This is a genomic window from Shewanella hanedai (assembly GCF_007197645.1).
Classification (GTDB): Bacteria; Pseudomonadota; Gammaproteobacteria; order Enterobacterales; family Shewanellaceae; genus Shewanella; species Shewanella hanedai.
Genome location: NZ_VKGK01000032.1, coordinates 13,899 through 27,762, shown reverse-complemented (window position 1 = coordinate 27,762; position 13,864 = coordinate 13,899). Strand labels below are relative to the sequence as shown.

Here is a 13,864-nt window from a genome sequence, read left to right as displayed (position 1 = left end):
AATGCCGCCTCAGCCACCCTACACAACTTTAGGCGAAATAATCGGGTCTTCCTTGTTATTCCTGCCCCCAGAAATTGGAAATAAAGGCTGATGACTCAGTTTCAAGGATCTCATATCCTCTCGGTAAACCAGCTTGATTTGGATGCCGTACAAAAGATATTCAATGTTGCTTCCCGTATGTCACCTTATGCCCTTAGACAAAAACGCACCACTGTCTTAGAAGGCGCTATTTTAGGTAACCTATTTTTCGAACCTAGCACCCGTACTCGCATCAGCTTCGGTTGTGCATTTAATCTGCTTGGCGGCAAAGTCAATGAAACCGTAGGCATGGCTTCATCGTCACTGTCTAAAGGTGAATCCCTATATGACACTGCAAGGGTACTGTCCAGTTATTCTGATGTGATTGCTATGCGTCACCCTGAAGCCTTCTCAGTTAAAGAGTTCGCTGAGGGAAGCCGGGTACCAGTGATTAATGGCGGTGATGGTTCTAACGAGCACCCGACTCAAGCCCTACTCGATCTTTTTACCATCCAAAAAGAACTTGCAACCCAAGGGCAAGATATTAGCGGCATGAACATCGCGATGGTCGGGGATCTTAAATTTGGCCGTACGGTGCATTCACTGTCACGTCTGCTGTGTATGTACAAGAATGTCAGCTTCACCTTGGTATCGCCAAAAGAGTTGGCCATGCCAGACTATGTGCTAGCAGACATCGAAAATGCTGGGCATAAGATCACAATTACCGATCAACTTGAAGGTAATCTAGATCAGGCTGATATACTCTATTTGACACGCATTCAAGAGGAGCGTTTTCCTTCACAGGAAGAGGCCAATAAATACCGTGGTAAGTTCCGACTTAACCGCAGTATTTACACGCAACACTGTAAATCAAACACAGTGATCATGCATCCGCTGCCTAGAGACTCACGTGAGCAAGCTAACGAACTGGATAATGACCTTAACAGTCATCCTAATCTGGCTATCTTTAGACAAGCTGATAACGGACTGCTGATCCGCATGGCACTGTTTGCACTGACTTTGGGTGTTGACACACAACTAGAAAAATACGAGTGTCCCGTTAACTGGTATTCACGAAAAGCCGAACTATAAACACGGCAACAGACTTTAAAGGATTGATCATGACCCGTTCCGACGAACTTTTTGAACAGGCTAAAAAAACCATTCCTGGTGGCGTTAATTCACCAGTACGTGCTTTCAATGGCGTTGGCGGTTCACCGCTTTTTATTGATAAAGCCGATGGTGCTTATATCTATGATGCCGACGGCAAAGCGTATATTGATTATGTAGGTTCTTGGGGACCAATGATTTTAGGCCATAACCACCCTAAAATTCGTCAAGCCGTATTAGATGCCGTTGAAAATGGCCTCTCTTTTGGTGCGCCAACTGAACTTGAAGTAAAAATGGCTGAGAAAGTCATCGAGATGGTTCCTTCAATGGAACAGGTTCGTATGGTGAGCTCTGGTACTGAAGCAACCATGAGTGCGATTCGTCTTGCACGTGGCTTCACTAATCGTGACAAAATTCTCAAGTTTGAAGGCTGCTACCACGGCCATGCTGACTGTCTATTGGTTAAAGCCGGTTCTGGCGCGTTGACACTAGGCCAGCCTAGCTCTCCAGGTATCCCTGAAGATTTTGCCAAACTGACGTTAACGGCTGTGTATAACGATCTTGAATCTGTTAAAGCATTATTTGAACAGTTCCCAGAAGATATCTCGTGCATCATTGTTGAGCCAGTAGCTGGCAACATGAACTGCATTCCACCGATTGATGGCTTCCTTCAAGGTCTACGCGCTATTTGTGACCAATACGGTGCCTTGTTAATCATCGATGAAGTGATGACAGGCTTTCGCGTATCTTCAAGCGGTGCTCAAGGTTACTACGGCGTGACTCCTGATCTAACAACCTTAGGTAAAGTGATCGGTGGCGGCATGCCAGTTGGCGCATTTGGCGGTCGTAAAGATGTGATGCAGTTTATTGCACCGACAGGCCCAGTTTATCAAGCCGGTACCCTATCTGGTAATCCTATTGCCATGTCAGCTGGTCTCGCGCAGATGGAAGAGCTTTGCACTGAAGGCTTATATGAAGCGCTAGCAGCTAAGACTAAGCGTATTGCTGAAGGCTTTAAAGCCGCAGCGAATAAACATGGCATCCCAATGTCGATTAACTATGTTGGCGGCATGTTCGGCTTATTCTTCACAGAAGAAGAAACTGTGACTCGCTTCGATCAAGTGACTAAATGTGATGCTGAAAAATTCCCTGTTTTCTACCACGGCATGTTAGATGAAGGTGTTTACCTAGCACCGAGTGCTTATGAAGCTGGTTTCCTATCTATGGCTCACGGTGAGAAAGAGTTGGAAGAGACATTAGCAGCGGCTGACCGTGTTTTTGCTAAGATGGCTAAATAGTCTTCATTGACATCCAGACACAAAAAAGGACGCATATCGCGTCCTTTTTTGTGTTTGATTATACCAATCAGTATAAGAAAGTGATCTACTCAGTGTGGCTTTTGGCAAGCTAATTCAAGGCGAATGGATGACGGAATGGTTATTCCCTTGTGAGTTCATTCAACGCAGAAGTAGGTAGCCAAAAACACACCCAAAGGGCGAGTTTTAGCGCTTCTGATGCTGTGTTAACGAGCTTAAACGTAGAACAACTATGCTTCTCACTCGTTGCCTTACCTCAGCAGCGCTAAAATCTCTCTGAGCGATCACATCTTTATACTGATTGGTATTAGTTTAGAAGCGTCTTCTTTTTTCCTGACCGAACATCCAGGCTGAACGTAAAATCATCAGTGCAATAAATGTTTGAATTAACAGCGTCGGATTATCGATTGCAACTGAGGGATGGTCGAGTATACCTAGAGCAACAAACTGCTTTGCACACACTACTAACCAAACGAGAGAACCTAGTAATAAAATAGCCCGAATCAAAAATTTCATCCTACTTCCCCCTTAAATCAGTGTAAATATGGATAGTGTGTAAACATCTTTCATCCGAAAAAAACATGTACTCTATCAGATGCATTTTGTAACACTCTACTGAATACTTTTTAACCAGTCAATATTTTGACACTTAAAGAAACGCCATAAACAATGGTGTTTTTCTAGTTAGGCGCATCACAGTCAAAAACAAAACACTGTAAGTGATTATTTAAAATCAATAATTACATCTATTTCACAGTACTAATATTGCAAAAAATTAATTAGTTTTTTGTGCTAGCATTTTTACAAAATAGGACTAGCGACCACTGAAACGAAAACTCATGCACTCGGCACAACAAAAAACCTCCTTCTTAATATGCTGTTAATCGAAGCGTAAAACGCTTCATCACACCCCATATTCGTGATGCCAATTCAAAGCTATAAATACTCAAGGTGACGCACCTCACGATTATCCTTAAATTCCGATGCGGTTATCACTTGTTTTATCCCTTTCTATGTGGCCTAATCCGCTCCGCTAACACGCCAAGATTAATTGAACCTTGATTTTAAGCTTTGTTCAGTTTTGACTGGTCGACAAATAATCAGCTTTAGGAACTGCCGTATGCTCTACATATTCCTGATTTCCCTCGCCGTTCTGGCACTGTTAAGTATTATTTTTGAAGAAGTGACTCACCTTAATAAAACCAAAACCACACTGTTTTTTGGCTGTATCTCATGGGTTGTGCTCTTTATGTCAGCGGGGAGCCCCGGACAAGAGAAACTGATTGAAGCAGAGTTAAACGAAAACTTACTTGAGATTGCCACCCTATGGCTGTTCTTAATGTCGACCATGACCTTTGTTGCTTATCTTAATGCAAAAGGGATGATCCAAATTCTGGTGCAAAAGCTGTTTCCACAAAAAGTCTCAGTACGCATGTTAATGATACTGGTGGCTCTCTTTTCGCTGGTTCTCTCAGCTATCTGCGACAATGTCACCGCTACACTCGTCTCATTAGGCTTATTAACCACCTTCAAACTCGACACGCAGATGCGACGCAGAATGGCGGTGTTAATCATCTTTGCCGTCAATTCAGGCGGGGTCTCCTTGATAACAGGCGATGTGACCACCTTGATGATCTTCCTCGAAGGTCATGTCCAGATGTCAGAGTTGCTTATCCTCTTTATTCCAGCGGCTGTGAGCGTAATGTTACTCGCCGTGCTGTTTTCACTTAAGGCTGAAGGGCATGTGAGCAACACCCCCATTCAACGCGATTACCATAAAGTCGATGTGGTGATAGCCATCATCTTCTTCTGTACGATTATCGCGACAATGGTGCTCAACATTTTATATGGAATTCCGCCTGTACTGACGTTTTTAACCGGTCTCTCTATTTTATTTCTGGTGGGACACGTCTCCAGAAGTAATAAAGAAGAGATGCAGATCCTCGAGTATATTCGTCAAGTTGAATTCGACACTCTGCTCTTTTTCCTCGGCATATTACTGCTTGTCGGTATGCTCAAAGAGATTGGTACCTTAGATCTATTAACTCAGGTCTACTCTATGTATGACCCTAATATTTCAAACTTTGTCACAGGAATTGGTTCATCAATTCTGGATAACGTCCCCCTTACAGCTGCGCTACTAAAAGCAGACCCAGTGTTAAGTACACCAGAGTGGTTAGGGTTGACCTACTCCGTTGGTGTCGGCGGCTCATTACTTGTCATTGGTTCAGCATCCGGGATCATCGCCATGAGTAAAGTGAAGGAGCTGACCTTTGTCAGTTACCTTCGATATGTGCCTGCATTACTGCTTTGTTACTCCTTGGGTTATGGCCTAACTTTACTGCTTGCCAATCATTTCTACGGCTAGTTAGCGGTACAAGAACAAAAAAAAGCCTGCGAACATTCGCAGGCTTTTTTATGCATCAACTTTTCACCAATTAGATGGCTGGCACCTTAAATTCAGTCCCCTGTATCGATAACACCACATCCCTTGGGCGGATCTCAACAATTTCTAACTTACCGCCAATCTTGTCACCTTGCTGCAATTCTGCTCCATCAACATTGAGCCAGCGATTGTTAGGGTCACTAGAATAGACATGGGCATTAATATTGAACTCGGGAACCTGCAACTGTAAAACGGCTGGTAACTGACCATACTTTGGCAGCGAGTCTTGCTCTGGAGTCGGAATAGGATCCAACTTTTCAGCTGTCACAGGTGTCGCAACAGAGTTGCTCACTTCAACCTCTTTTAATGCCGCTTCAAATGCCGCTAATAAATTCCTCTCACTTTGATAATCTCGCGGCTTAGTTTCAGCTTTAGACTGGCTTTGTTTTGGCTCAGGTGTCGATGTTGTTTGTCTCAAGCCAACATCTTCTGCAGCTGAATTCACTTGGGATTTAAGCGACGCCAGCAACTCCTGACCTTTATGATTTGCGTGTGCGCCCAGCACAATGGCATCACTGCCCTGATTTGGGCTCTGTGATGTCACCGTTCTGGTAACAGGCGCAGTTTGAGGCGCTATCGGTGCCTGATAACGAACAGGCATCGTCGCGGCCAGTGGTAGTGCAACTTTTCCCGCCAACTGAACACCCGACACTGGCTTAACTGTTATTTTAGTCTGAACAACCTCTTTGTGGTCAGTGTCTGATGAAACTAATACAGCAGCACTCTTTTCAGGCTCAACGTTCACTTCAGTACTCATGAATTGACTTCGGCCAAGCCAGATAATCACCACCAAAAGAGAGATGATAATTCCACTGAGTAGCAATAATAGGCCGCTATTTTTCGTTTTCTGAAGTTGATCATACTGCGCTCGCGGCGTCAGTACCGGATCCAGATGAATATTCAAATCTTGCTGTTTAGCCCGAGTAACAGCATCGAGTAAAATAGACATTAATATTGACCCTTAACTTTCATTAATCTAGGCCCTTGAACGCTCAAGTATAGATTAAGCTGCACTAGTGTTTGACTGCCAGCAATCGCATCCGCCCTTAAGCCATGCTTACGTTGAAATCGTTTCAACTGCTCCTCTAACTGGCTATCAAATCGGCTCACCAAACGTGGGGTTGTATTATCAATTTTGGCTAGACTATTTTCCAACCACTGTATCTGAGCAGCGCTAGAACCTTGCCCTATCTCAAGTGGTTGTAGATCTGGTGCCTGCCAGAGAATTTCGAAGGTGCCGCTAAAGTGGCGAGTAAACCAGTCTCTATCGACCCAAAGTTGTTGCTCATTAAGCTGTAGCAGCAGTTGTTCACCACTTCTTGAGACCACGGTGCCATAAAAGGCTTGATCTTGCCCATCGACTAAATACACCACAGCAGGAAAGTTCAGTCTGGTTAATGAGTTCCAGTTACCTTGCTCTTGAAAGCAAGATAACCCTTGTTGCTGAGCCGACTGACAGGCTGTTAAACCAATGTACGGCACCTTGCCCCACAAACCCAATATACTGGCATAAGCAGTATCGATATTGCGGCTACTTGCAATGGCGTCATTAAGCACTCGCTGGCTGGCATCAAGCTTAGTTTCACGGCTCTCGCTTTGTGGCTCAACCTTAGTCTCAGTCTTAACTGCTGTTGATGAAACTGCATGGGTTGGCGCCGCCTTTTGGTTCGCAAATACTAAATACCCCAGCACACAACTGAGTCCGACAGTCGCAGCAATACCAGCTGGCAGTAGATAGTTAGCTTGTTTGATGTCCTCGCCTAACACTTCTGCCGACGCTGACATGACCATTTTTTTATCGACGGGGACTTTTGACTTAGCGTAGCTCGCCATCAAGGCGCGCTCACATAATAAGTTAATTAAACGCGGGATACCGCCACTGTATTTATGCAGCGCCTTGATAGCGCCTGTGTTAAACAAAGGCTCATGACGTCCGGCAACTTGCAGTCTATGATGCACATATAAGCCAACATCCTCAGGAGTGAGTGGTAATAAGTGATATCTGGCAGTGATCCGCTGTGCGAGTTGACGCAACTCTTGTCGTTTAAGCAGTTGTTGAAGCTCTGGCTGACCAATCAAAATAACTTGTAAGAGCTTCTTAGTATCGGTTTCAAGATTTGTCAGTAAACGAAGTTGTTCGAGCACTGCGGGTCTGAGATGTTGTGCTTCATCAATGATCAAGACGGTATTACGACCCTTCTCATGATTCGCAAGTAAGTATTTGCTTAACAGATCTGTCAGTTGCTTAAGGCTTGGGTCTTTCTCATATTCGATAGATAGCTCATCACACAAGGTAGCCAGCAGCTCAAGTTCCGTCAGTGAGGGATTGAGAATAAAGGCGGTGTCTGTGTTTTCTGGTAACTGGTTTAGCAAGCAACGTGAAACCGTCGTTTTACCCGTTCCTACCTCACCGGTTAACAAGACGAATCCCCCGGTGTCGCCTAACCCATAAGTTAAGTGTGCTAACGCTTCGCGGTGGCGATCACTGAGAAAAAGATAATGGGGGTTCGGAGCGATTGAAAAAGGGTTATCGCTTAATCCAAAAAACGCCTTGTACATGCAGTTATCTATCCTTATAACAACAAAATCGTAAAAAATCAGTTCAAACTAAAGCTAACAGCCCACCATGTCAAAAAATGGATGAAAAAATGCGTCTGTATGCCTATTCAATGCATGATAAGCTTCAACCAATACACTAAAAGAGACAGTGAACCCAAATAGTGAAATTTTATCTGATCGGCGGCGCAGTGCGCGACAATTTACTCAAACTCCCTATTAAAGATCGTGACTACATGGTTGTCGGCGCAACATCTGAGCAGATGTTTGAACTCGGCTATAAACAGGTCGGTAAAGACTTTCCTGTGTTTCTGCACCCTAAAACTCAGCAAGAGTACGCTTTAGCCCGTACAGAGCGAAAAACAGGTAGCGGTTATGGCGGGTTTAGCTGCGATGCAAGCCCTGATGTGACGCTGGAAGAGGATCTTCTTCGTCGAGATCTCACCATCAATGCCATTGCACAGGACGATAAAGGTGTGCTGTTCGATCCCCACAATGGGATGGCCGATATTAACAATAAACAGCTTCGCCATGTCTCTGATGCATTTATCGAAGATCCACTGCGGGTGTTAAGAGTCGCAAGGTTTGCAGCACGTTTTCATACTCTCGGATTTACCGTTGCAGACGAAACCCTTGCGCTCATGACTCGAATTAGTCAAAGCGGTGAGCTACAGGCGTTAACACCTGAACGGGTTTTTCTTGAACTCGATAAAGCACTTTCAACAGACAGCCCACAAATCTTTATTCAAGTGCTCAATCAATGCCAGGCCCTTGAAATACTGTTTCCTGAGATCCATGCCCTCTTTGGGGTTCCTCAACCTGAAAAATGGCACCCAGAGATCGACACTGGCATCCATACGCTAATGGTTTTAGAGCAAGCCGCTAAGCTATCGAATGAAAACAGCGTGAGATTTGCGGCATTAGTTCACGATTTGGGCAAAGCACTAAGCCCAAAAGCGTCTTTGCCAAAGCATCATGGTCATGGTCAATCTGGCTTAGCGCTTATCAAAGCACTCTGTATACGTGTCAGAGTTCCCAACGAATATCGAGATTTAGCCCTCCTGGTCAGTGATCAACATCAAAATGTCCATAACATCGATCAATTGCGTCCAGAAACCTTGATAAAAATATTCGATAAGGCCGATTTATGGCGTAAACCTCACAGGCTCGCGCAACTTGCAACAGCGTGTGAAGCAGATTCGAGAGGCAGGTTAGGCTTAGAAGTTCAGCCCTACCCACAAGCCCAATATCTTGAAGAAAGCTTTAAGGCTGCAAGTTCAGTCGATGTTAAGCCGATCATAGAAGCTGGATTTAAAGGCGCTGAGATTAAACAGCAACTGCAAATTAAGCGTATTGAAGTTGTCACAGAATTTAAAACAAACTTTAAAAGTCTCCCTATAAACTGAGTATGATTTTCGAACTAAATTGGCTGTAAGTGTTGTTCTCAGGCGTTAAACTGTCGAAAAAAAAGGGTTCAACTTGCTTTTTTTCCTATATTCATTAAGGTATTCAGGCCTTAGGGTGAAAATTCGTAGCAAAATACACCAGCTATGACATAATTAACCAGCTCAGTTGTAATTTACAGCTGTGCAATTTAACCCAACCTATTTAAAAGGGATTTCCCAATGAACAAAAAAGTACTTATGATTGCTGGCGTAGCAATGACTGCCCTTCTAGGTGGCTGTGCAAACACTACTGCTCTTGAAGAAAGTGTAGCTAACCTTGGCAACAAAGTAGACCAACTTTCTTCTGAAGTTAGTTCGCTTAAGTCTGAGCAAGGCGCTCTTTCTGCAAACGTAAAAGATGCAAAAGCAGCTGCTATGGATGCTCAAGCAGAAGCTCAGCGCGCTAACGCTCGCATTGACAACGTTGCTTCTTCTTACAAGAAGTAATTTGTCTGTATCGGCAACACATCTGTGTTGCCGATATATCCCCTCTTTGAAATCTTGCTCTATCACTGCCTAATACTTAATCCCCGTCATACTCAACCAAGCCCAAATGATTAACAGCCTTAACCCACTTTATATATTGGTATAAAGCTACTTCTGCGCCTGACTTTCCAACTGTTCGACCTCTGTACTGACCAATAGACATCACTTTTTCGCTGCAAATTAACGCAAGCTAAACATGGTATCAATAAAGTAATAAAAGACGCTCTGGACGCTGTTAAGTGGCATCATGTTCAATGAGGTTATTCTGACGACGACACTGCCAAGCAACGAATTTGAATTGCGCGACATTCATACCAATCAGGCATAAAAAAGCGCCCAATTTAAGGCGCTATGTACTATTTGCTTATCCGTTTTATAGGCTGATATTAACCGGTATTCCATCTTGGGCTAGCAAAGCATCATTGGCTTTAAAGTTGTCTACATTGCCTTGGCTGATAAATTTAACAATAGCCGCATTCAAGCTGACAACTTTCTCTCTGCTTGCATCAGATTCAGACTTAGATAAGGCTGAATGAACCTCAATAATCTGTGCACCGTTAGGCTCCGAAGATATCTTCACCGTTTGATTGATCACTCTAACCGCATCGCCATACTTGGCTTGGTTAAACAACCACTCGATATCGTCAGGATTGAGGCGAATGCACCCAGAACTGACTCGCATGCCAATACCAAAATCTTTGTTTGTACCGTGAATTAAATAACTGCCATCGCCATAGGAAAGCTGCATCGCATACTTACCCAAAGGATTATCAGGGCCTGCTGGTACAACCCGCGGCAGTACTTCACTACGTTCTTCTAAGTGATCTTTACGAATACTCGCAGGAGGTGTCCAGTTTGGATTGGGGATCCTCGACTTAATCTTAGTCACCATTTCTGGAGTTTCACGCCCAATACGGCCTATTCCGACAGGGAAAACATGAACTTCTTTGCCATTTTCAGGGAAGTAATACAGACGCAGCTCAGGCAGGTTAATGACGATGCCTGTACGAGGTACATCTGGCAGTAACATCTGAGTAGGGATAACGATGCGAGTACCGACGGTTGGCAAAAAAGGATCGACCCCAGGATTAGTTTCCATCAATTCAAGAATGCCAATATTGTACTGTTTGGCTATCGTTTGAAAAAAATCGCCCTGAACAACAATATGTTCTTTAATCTCACCAATAAGACGACTGCCTTTATCAGGTAACGGATAAACATTGGCCGACGCAATTGAAGGGATTAAACTTACAATGAACCACAGCATGACTCGCATCATAATTAACTCTACTTCCTGTTGTGTTTAAAGCTTACTTTTTACTTATTTAAACCAAAGATTAGCCTGAGCTGAAGCTGAAGAAAACCTTTGACTTAGTATTATCTCTTCTTAGATAAACTAATAAGAAAATCTATCTCAAGTGAATCAAATGAACTGGACGCTAACTGTTTACGCACTCTCTCGTTCGCACGCCAAGCATAAGGCGTCATCTCAAGTAACGCTAAAGCTTGAGTACCATCGATAGGCAGCGTGAAGCTCACTTGTTCTGTGTGCAGTAACTCAAGCTCACTCGACTTAGGTAACGCTAACTCTTTTTCAGTTAGATCCGGATAAACCATCGATTTAATCTGCCATAAATGGCGCGGCGCGGGTGAAACTTGAATGAGATATCCCCCCGTTTTTAACAACCTGATTAGCTCCTTCCCCTTAAGCTGCTTATCAATCAAGGTGATTAAATCAAAGCTTTCACTGGCAAAAGGTAATTTCTTTAGCGTACTGACAATAAAGTGGCTATCAGTGGCTTCGGTATCGATGCTCTCATCCTGTGCTTGCGTTTCAGCATTCGCTTCAGACTGGATTTTAGCCGCTGAAAAAATAGCATTTTCAGCCTCTGTGATCCCGTAAGCATTCAGCCTTTGTGCAAGCTTCTCACCCTCAGGACTTTGAGCTAGCTTGTCCTTAATGGTTCTTAAGTAATAGCCTTCACCACACTCGTAATCTAAATAATTAATCGGGCCTTCAGCGAGCTCAGCCTGTTGTATCATCGTATCGATAACGTCTACAACAGGTTGAAAGATGCCAGATTCCAGCAGGAATCGTTTTGCTCTCATTATCTGCCTAGAATCAATTTGTGGTTTCTTAGCCTGACTAAAAATCCAATAACCATTTTCATTCTTATCAAAATGGTGTTTTTTACAACAGTGTAGTCCTTGAGAAGCCTCATGAATTAACAGAGGTTGTTCGCACTTAGGACAAAGGTAAAGACTTTTCATGATTTCTCTTTTCTTATACCAATTGGTATTACGCAAATATAAAGACGCATAACAATGCGCCCAATGCCAAACGGTAAATAACGAATGGCGTCATTCCCATACGGCTGATAATTTTCAAAAACAGGTGGATACAAACATACGCAGCCACAAATGACACAAGGATGCCCAGTGCTAATGAGGTGTAGTCGATGGCATGACCGCTTTCAACCAGATCTTTTCCCATCAATAACGCCGCACCTAAAATAACAGGGATCGACATTAAAAAAGAGAATCGAGCCGCTGCTTCACGACCTAAACCTAACATTAACGCAGCGGTAATTGTCGCACCTGAACGCGACGTACCAGGGATAAGTGCCAACGCCTGTGCAAAGCCAATCAGCAATGCTTTTTTCCAACCGGTTTGGTATTCCGTCAACTCACAGCGAGACATTCTATCTGCCCACCACAATAACAAACCAAAAATAACGGTAGTAATGGCAATAACGCCCGGACCACGCAAATACTCTTCAATTAAATCCTTTAATGTAAAACCAAGCACCACTGCGGGTAACGTAGCTAAAATGATCCACCAGGCAAGCTTACTGTCATCAGTCTGCTTTCCCTTGAATATGCTGGCAACCCATGAGGTTAATAACGACACAACCTCTTTACGGAAATAAAGTATGACCGCTAATAACGAACCGATATGAACGGCAACATCGAATGCTAACCCTTGATCTTCCCAGCCTAATATTTGCGAAGGTAAAATGAGATGCGCCGAACTTGAAATAGGTAAAAACTCAGTAAAGCCTTGAATCAGCGCTAGTACGATGACCTGAAAAGTGTCCATGAACTTCCTTTAAAAAATATCAATCTATGATTCGGTTACTTATATTGAGTAACCTAAGTTTACGTTATGCCATTTGCGGGCAGGTGAATGGAATGGTCCAGAGCTTCTGTTGCGACTTATCATAATCATCCCACAAGGATTGATAAGACTGAGCAGCAACGGGATGCAGCAACTCAGGTGCAATCTCTGCTAGAGGCCAGAGCACAAATGCATTGGTTAAAATCTCAGCTCTAGGTAACTCAATCGGATCTTGCGTGACAAGCTCGTCATAAAGCAGCAGATCAAGATCTAAACTTCTTGCTGAGAATTTCTTTGCCCCTGGAATACGTCCGTGGGCTTGCTCTATCTTCTTAAAAACGGCAATAACCTCAGGGATACTTAAATCAGTGTCAGCCGCCACGACCATGTTTAAAAAGTTACTGCCATCAAACCCTACCGATTCGCTCTCAAACACCGATGAGCAAAGCAAGTTGCTAAAATGATAGCTTAACTCACTTAACGCGGCCTTAATGTAACGCTCAGGTTCAATATTACTGCCTAAGCTGATAAAAATTCTTACGCTCATTTACCCATGTCCTCGCTCAATCTCAACACCAACAGCAACCGCTGTCGGTACAGCACCCGGTTTCATCACAGTCACTTTGACCCAAGGCACAGTAAACTCATTCATTAAACAATCAGCGATCATCTCAGCCACCGTTTCAATCAACTCGATGGGCTTATCGGTGATTAGTGCGGTTAAGCGATTTGATACCGTTTCATAACAAAGTGCATGCTTGTAATCATCGGTTGCGGCAGCGGGTCTGTTATCCCAAGCCATATCGAGATCGACCAACAAAGTTTGGTGGATCTGCTTTTCCCATTCATAGATACCGATAATGGTTTCAATTTTTAACTGCCTGATTAATACCCTATCCATGACAACCTCAATGATAAACGCGTTAAAGGGTGAAAAATAATATCTAAAGAAACTTTAATACACTAAATGTCAATCACTGAGGTCAGATAAGCTAAATCGAATAAAGAAGATATAATCCCAATCTAATCAGTGATATTGTTTATACCCAAGTGACTTCAAGATACAGGATTCAGCATGTCGAGAAGTGACAGAGTTCAAGGCATGAAATGGCTGGACTAGTTATTCTAATTCAATATTTCATAACGCAGAAAAATGTTGCTTCTCGCCTTGCCCTTCGGGAGTTCCCGTAGAATATCTGCACTGCGTTAGTGATATCAACAATGGAATAACCATTGTATCAATCACTGCCTTGTTCAGCTATCCTACGGGAGCTCTGAAACGAGCATCTTGAGGTCACTTGAGTATATATTCTAACGAAAGTCCTAAATCGGGACAATTTCAATAGAAAAGGGTCATAATACCCCCGCT

13 protein-coding genes are annotated in these 13,864 nt (G+C 43.5%); 5 read left to right on the top strand and 8 right to left on the bottom strand.

All coding sequences use genetic code 11. From position 1 onward, the window contains the following. The first annotated feature begins 90 nt into the window (after positions 1-90). Both FN961_RS20385 and hemL read left to right on the top strand, forming a co-directional pair. Entirely contained in the window at positions 91-1,110 is a 1,020-nt protein-coding gene (locus FN961_RS20385; RefSeq protein ID WP_144042009.1) for an aspartate carbamoyltransferase, read from the top strand. 29 nt (positions 1,111-1,139) lie between these two features. Further along, a complete protein-coding gene (hemL, locus tag FN961_RS20380; protein WP_144042008.1) occupies positions 1,140-2,426 on the top strand; it encodes a glutamate-1-semialdehyde 2,1-aminomutase in 1,287 nt (428 codons plus the stop codon). Between the two features lie 330 nt (positions 2,427-2,756). Here hemL and FN961_RS20375 read toward each other — a convergent pair whose 3' ends face one another. Further along, positions 2,757-2,960: a hypothetical protein gene (locus FN961_RS20375; RefSeq protein ID WP_144042007.1), complete on the bottom strand. Its 204-nt coding sequence runs from the start codon at positions 2,958-2,960 to the stop codon at positions 2,757-2,759. Between the two features lie 604 nt (positions 2,961-3,564). Between FN961_RS20375 and nhaD the strand changes: the two genes are divergently transcribed. Continuing rightward, on the top strand, positions 3,565-4,812 hold the full coding sequence (gene nhaD, locus FN961_RS20370) for a sodium:proton antiporter NhaD (protein WP_144042006.1): 1,248 nt from the start codon (positions 3,565-3,567) through the stop codon (positions 4,810-4,812). A 70-nt stretch (positions 4,813-4,882) separates the two neighbouring features. Here nhaD and FN961_RS20365 read toward each other — a convergent pair whose 3' ends face one another. Continuing rightward, entirely contained in the window at positions 4,883-5,839 is a 957-nt protein-coding gene (locus tag FN961_RS20365; RefSeq protein ID WP_144042005.1) for a general secretion pathway protein GspB, read from the bottom strand. Further along, positions 5,839-7,449 carry an ExeA family protein gene (locus tag FN961_RS20360; RefSeq protein WP_144042004.1) on the bottom strand — a complete coding sequence of 537 codons (1,611 nt, stop codon included), beginning with the start codon at positions 7,447-7,449 and terminating at the stop codon, positions 5,839-5,841. The genes FN961_RS20365 and FN961_RS20360 overlap by 1 nt, the downstream gene beginning before the upstream one ends. A 161-nt stretch (positions 7,450-7,610) precedes the next feature. Between FN961_RS20360 and FN961_RS20355 the strand changes: the two genes are divergently transcribed. Then, positions 7,611-8,852: a multifunctional CCA addition/repair protein gene (locus FN961_RS20355; RefSeq protein ID WP_144042003.1), complete on the top strand. Its 1,242-nt coding sequence runs from the start codon at positions 7,611-7,613 to the stop codon at positions 8,850-8,852. Between the two features lie 219 nt (positions 8,853-9,071). Then, positions 9,072-9,338, top strand: coding sequence for an Lpp/OprI family alanine-zipper lipoprotein (locus FN961_RS20350; protein WP_144042002.1), 267 nt, complete (start codon positions 9,072-9,074; stop codon positions 9,336-9,338). Between the two features lie 412 nt (positions 9,339-9,750). Here FN961_RS20350 and FN961_RS20345 read toward each other — a convergent pair whose 3' ends face one another. The 5 genes from FN961_RS20345 to folB all read right to left on the bottom strand — a co-directional run bounded on the left by FN961_RS20345 (position 9,751) and on the right by folB (position 13,396). Then, positions 9,751-10,656 (bottom strand): L,D-transpeptidase family protein, encoded by a 906-nt coding sequence (locus FN961_RS20345; protein WP_144042001.1) that lies wholly within the window; start codon positions 10,654-10,656, stop codon positions 9,751-9,753. A gap of 98 nt (positions 10,657-10,754) precedes the next feature. After that, complete coding sequence (locus tag FN961_RS20340; protein WP_144042000.1) at positions 10,755-11,648, bottom strand: class I SAM-dependent methyltransferase; 894 nt, start codon at positions 11,646-11,648, stop codon at positions 10,755-10,757. Positions 11,649-11,676: 28 nt separating this feature from the next. Next, positions 11,677-12,477, bottom strand: coding sequence for an undecaprenyl-diphosphate phosphatase (locus tag FN961_RS20335; RefSeq protein WP_144041999.1), 801 nt, complete (start codon positions 12,475-12,477; stop codon positions 11,677-11,679). A 64-nt stretch (positions 12,478-12,541) separates the two neighbouring features. Next, entirely contained in the window at positions 12,542-13,042 is a 501-nt protein-coding gene (gene folK, locus FN961_RS20330; protein ID WP_144041998.1) for a 2-amino-4-hydroxy-6-hydroxymethyldihydropteridine diphosphokinase, read from the bottom strand. Continuing rightward, entirely contained in the window at positions 13,043-13,396 is a 354-nt protein-coding gene (folB, locus tag FN961_RS20325) for a dihydroneopterin aldolase (protein ID WP_144041997.1), read from the bottom strand. It lies immediately after the preceding gene. Positions 13,397-13,864: the final 468 nt, after the last annotated feature.

Excerpts from the sequence above, each read along its gene's own strand:
- nhaD (WP_144042006.1), top strand. The coding sequence starts at position 3,565 with ATGCTCTACATATTCCTGATTTCCCTCGCCGTTCTGGCACTGTTAAGT.
- FN961_RS20385 (WP_144042009.1), top strand. The coding sequence starts at position 91 with ATGACTCAGTTTCAAGGATCTCATATCCTCTCGGTAAACCAGCTTGAT.
- FN961_RS20365 (WP_144042005.1), bottom strand. The coding sequence starts at position 5,839 with ATGTCTATTTTACTCGATGCTGTTACTCGGGCTAAACAGCAAGATTTG.
- FN961_RS20340 (WP_144042000.1), bottom strand. The coding sequence starts at position 11,648 with ATGAAAAGTCTTTACCTTTGTCCTAAGTGCGAACAACCTCTGTTAATT.
- FN961_RS20350 (WP_144042002.1), top strand. The coding sequence starts at position 9,072 with ATGAACAAAAAAGTACTTATGATTGCTGGCGTAGCAATGACTGCCCTT.
- folB (WP_144041997.1), bottom strand. The coding sequence starts at position 13,396 with ATGGATAGGGTATTAATCAGGCAGTTAAAAATTGAAACCATTATCGGT.
- folK (WP_144041998.1), bottom strand. The coding sequence starts at position 13,042 with ATGAGCGTAAGAATTTTTATCAGCTTAGGCAGTAATATTGAACCTGAG.
- hemL (WP_144042008.1), top strand. The coding sequence starts at position 1,140 with ATGACCCGTTCCGACGAACTTTTTGAACAGGCTAAAAAAACCATTCCT.
- FN961_RS20335 (WP_144041999.1), bottom strand. The coding sequence starts at position 12,477 with ATGGACACTTTTCAGGTCATCGTACTAGCGCTGATTCAAGGCTTTACT.
- FN961_RS20345 (WP_144042001.1), bottom strand. The coding sequence starts at position 10,656 with ATGATGCGAGTCATGCTGTGGTTCATTGTAAGTTTAATCCCTTCAATT.
- FN961_RS20360 (WP_144042004.1), bottom strand. The coding sequence starts at position 7,449 with ATGTACAAGGCGTTTTTTGGATTAAGCGATAACCCTTTTTCAATCGCT.
- FN961_RS20375 (WP_144042007.1), bottom strand. The coding sequence starts at position 2,960 with ATGAAATTTTTGATTCGGGCTATTTTATTACTAGGTTCTCTCGTTTGG.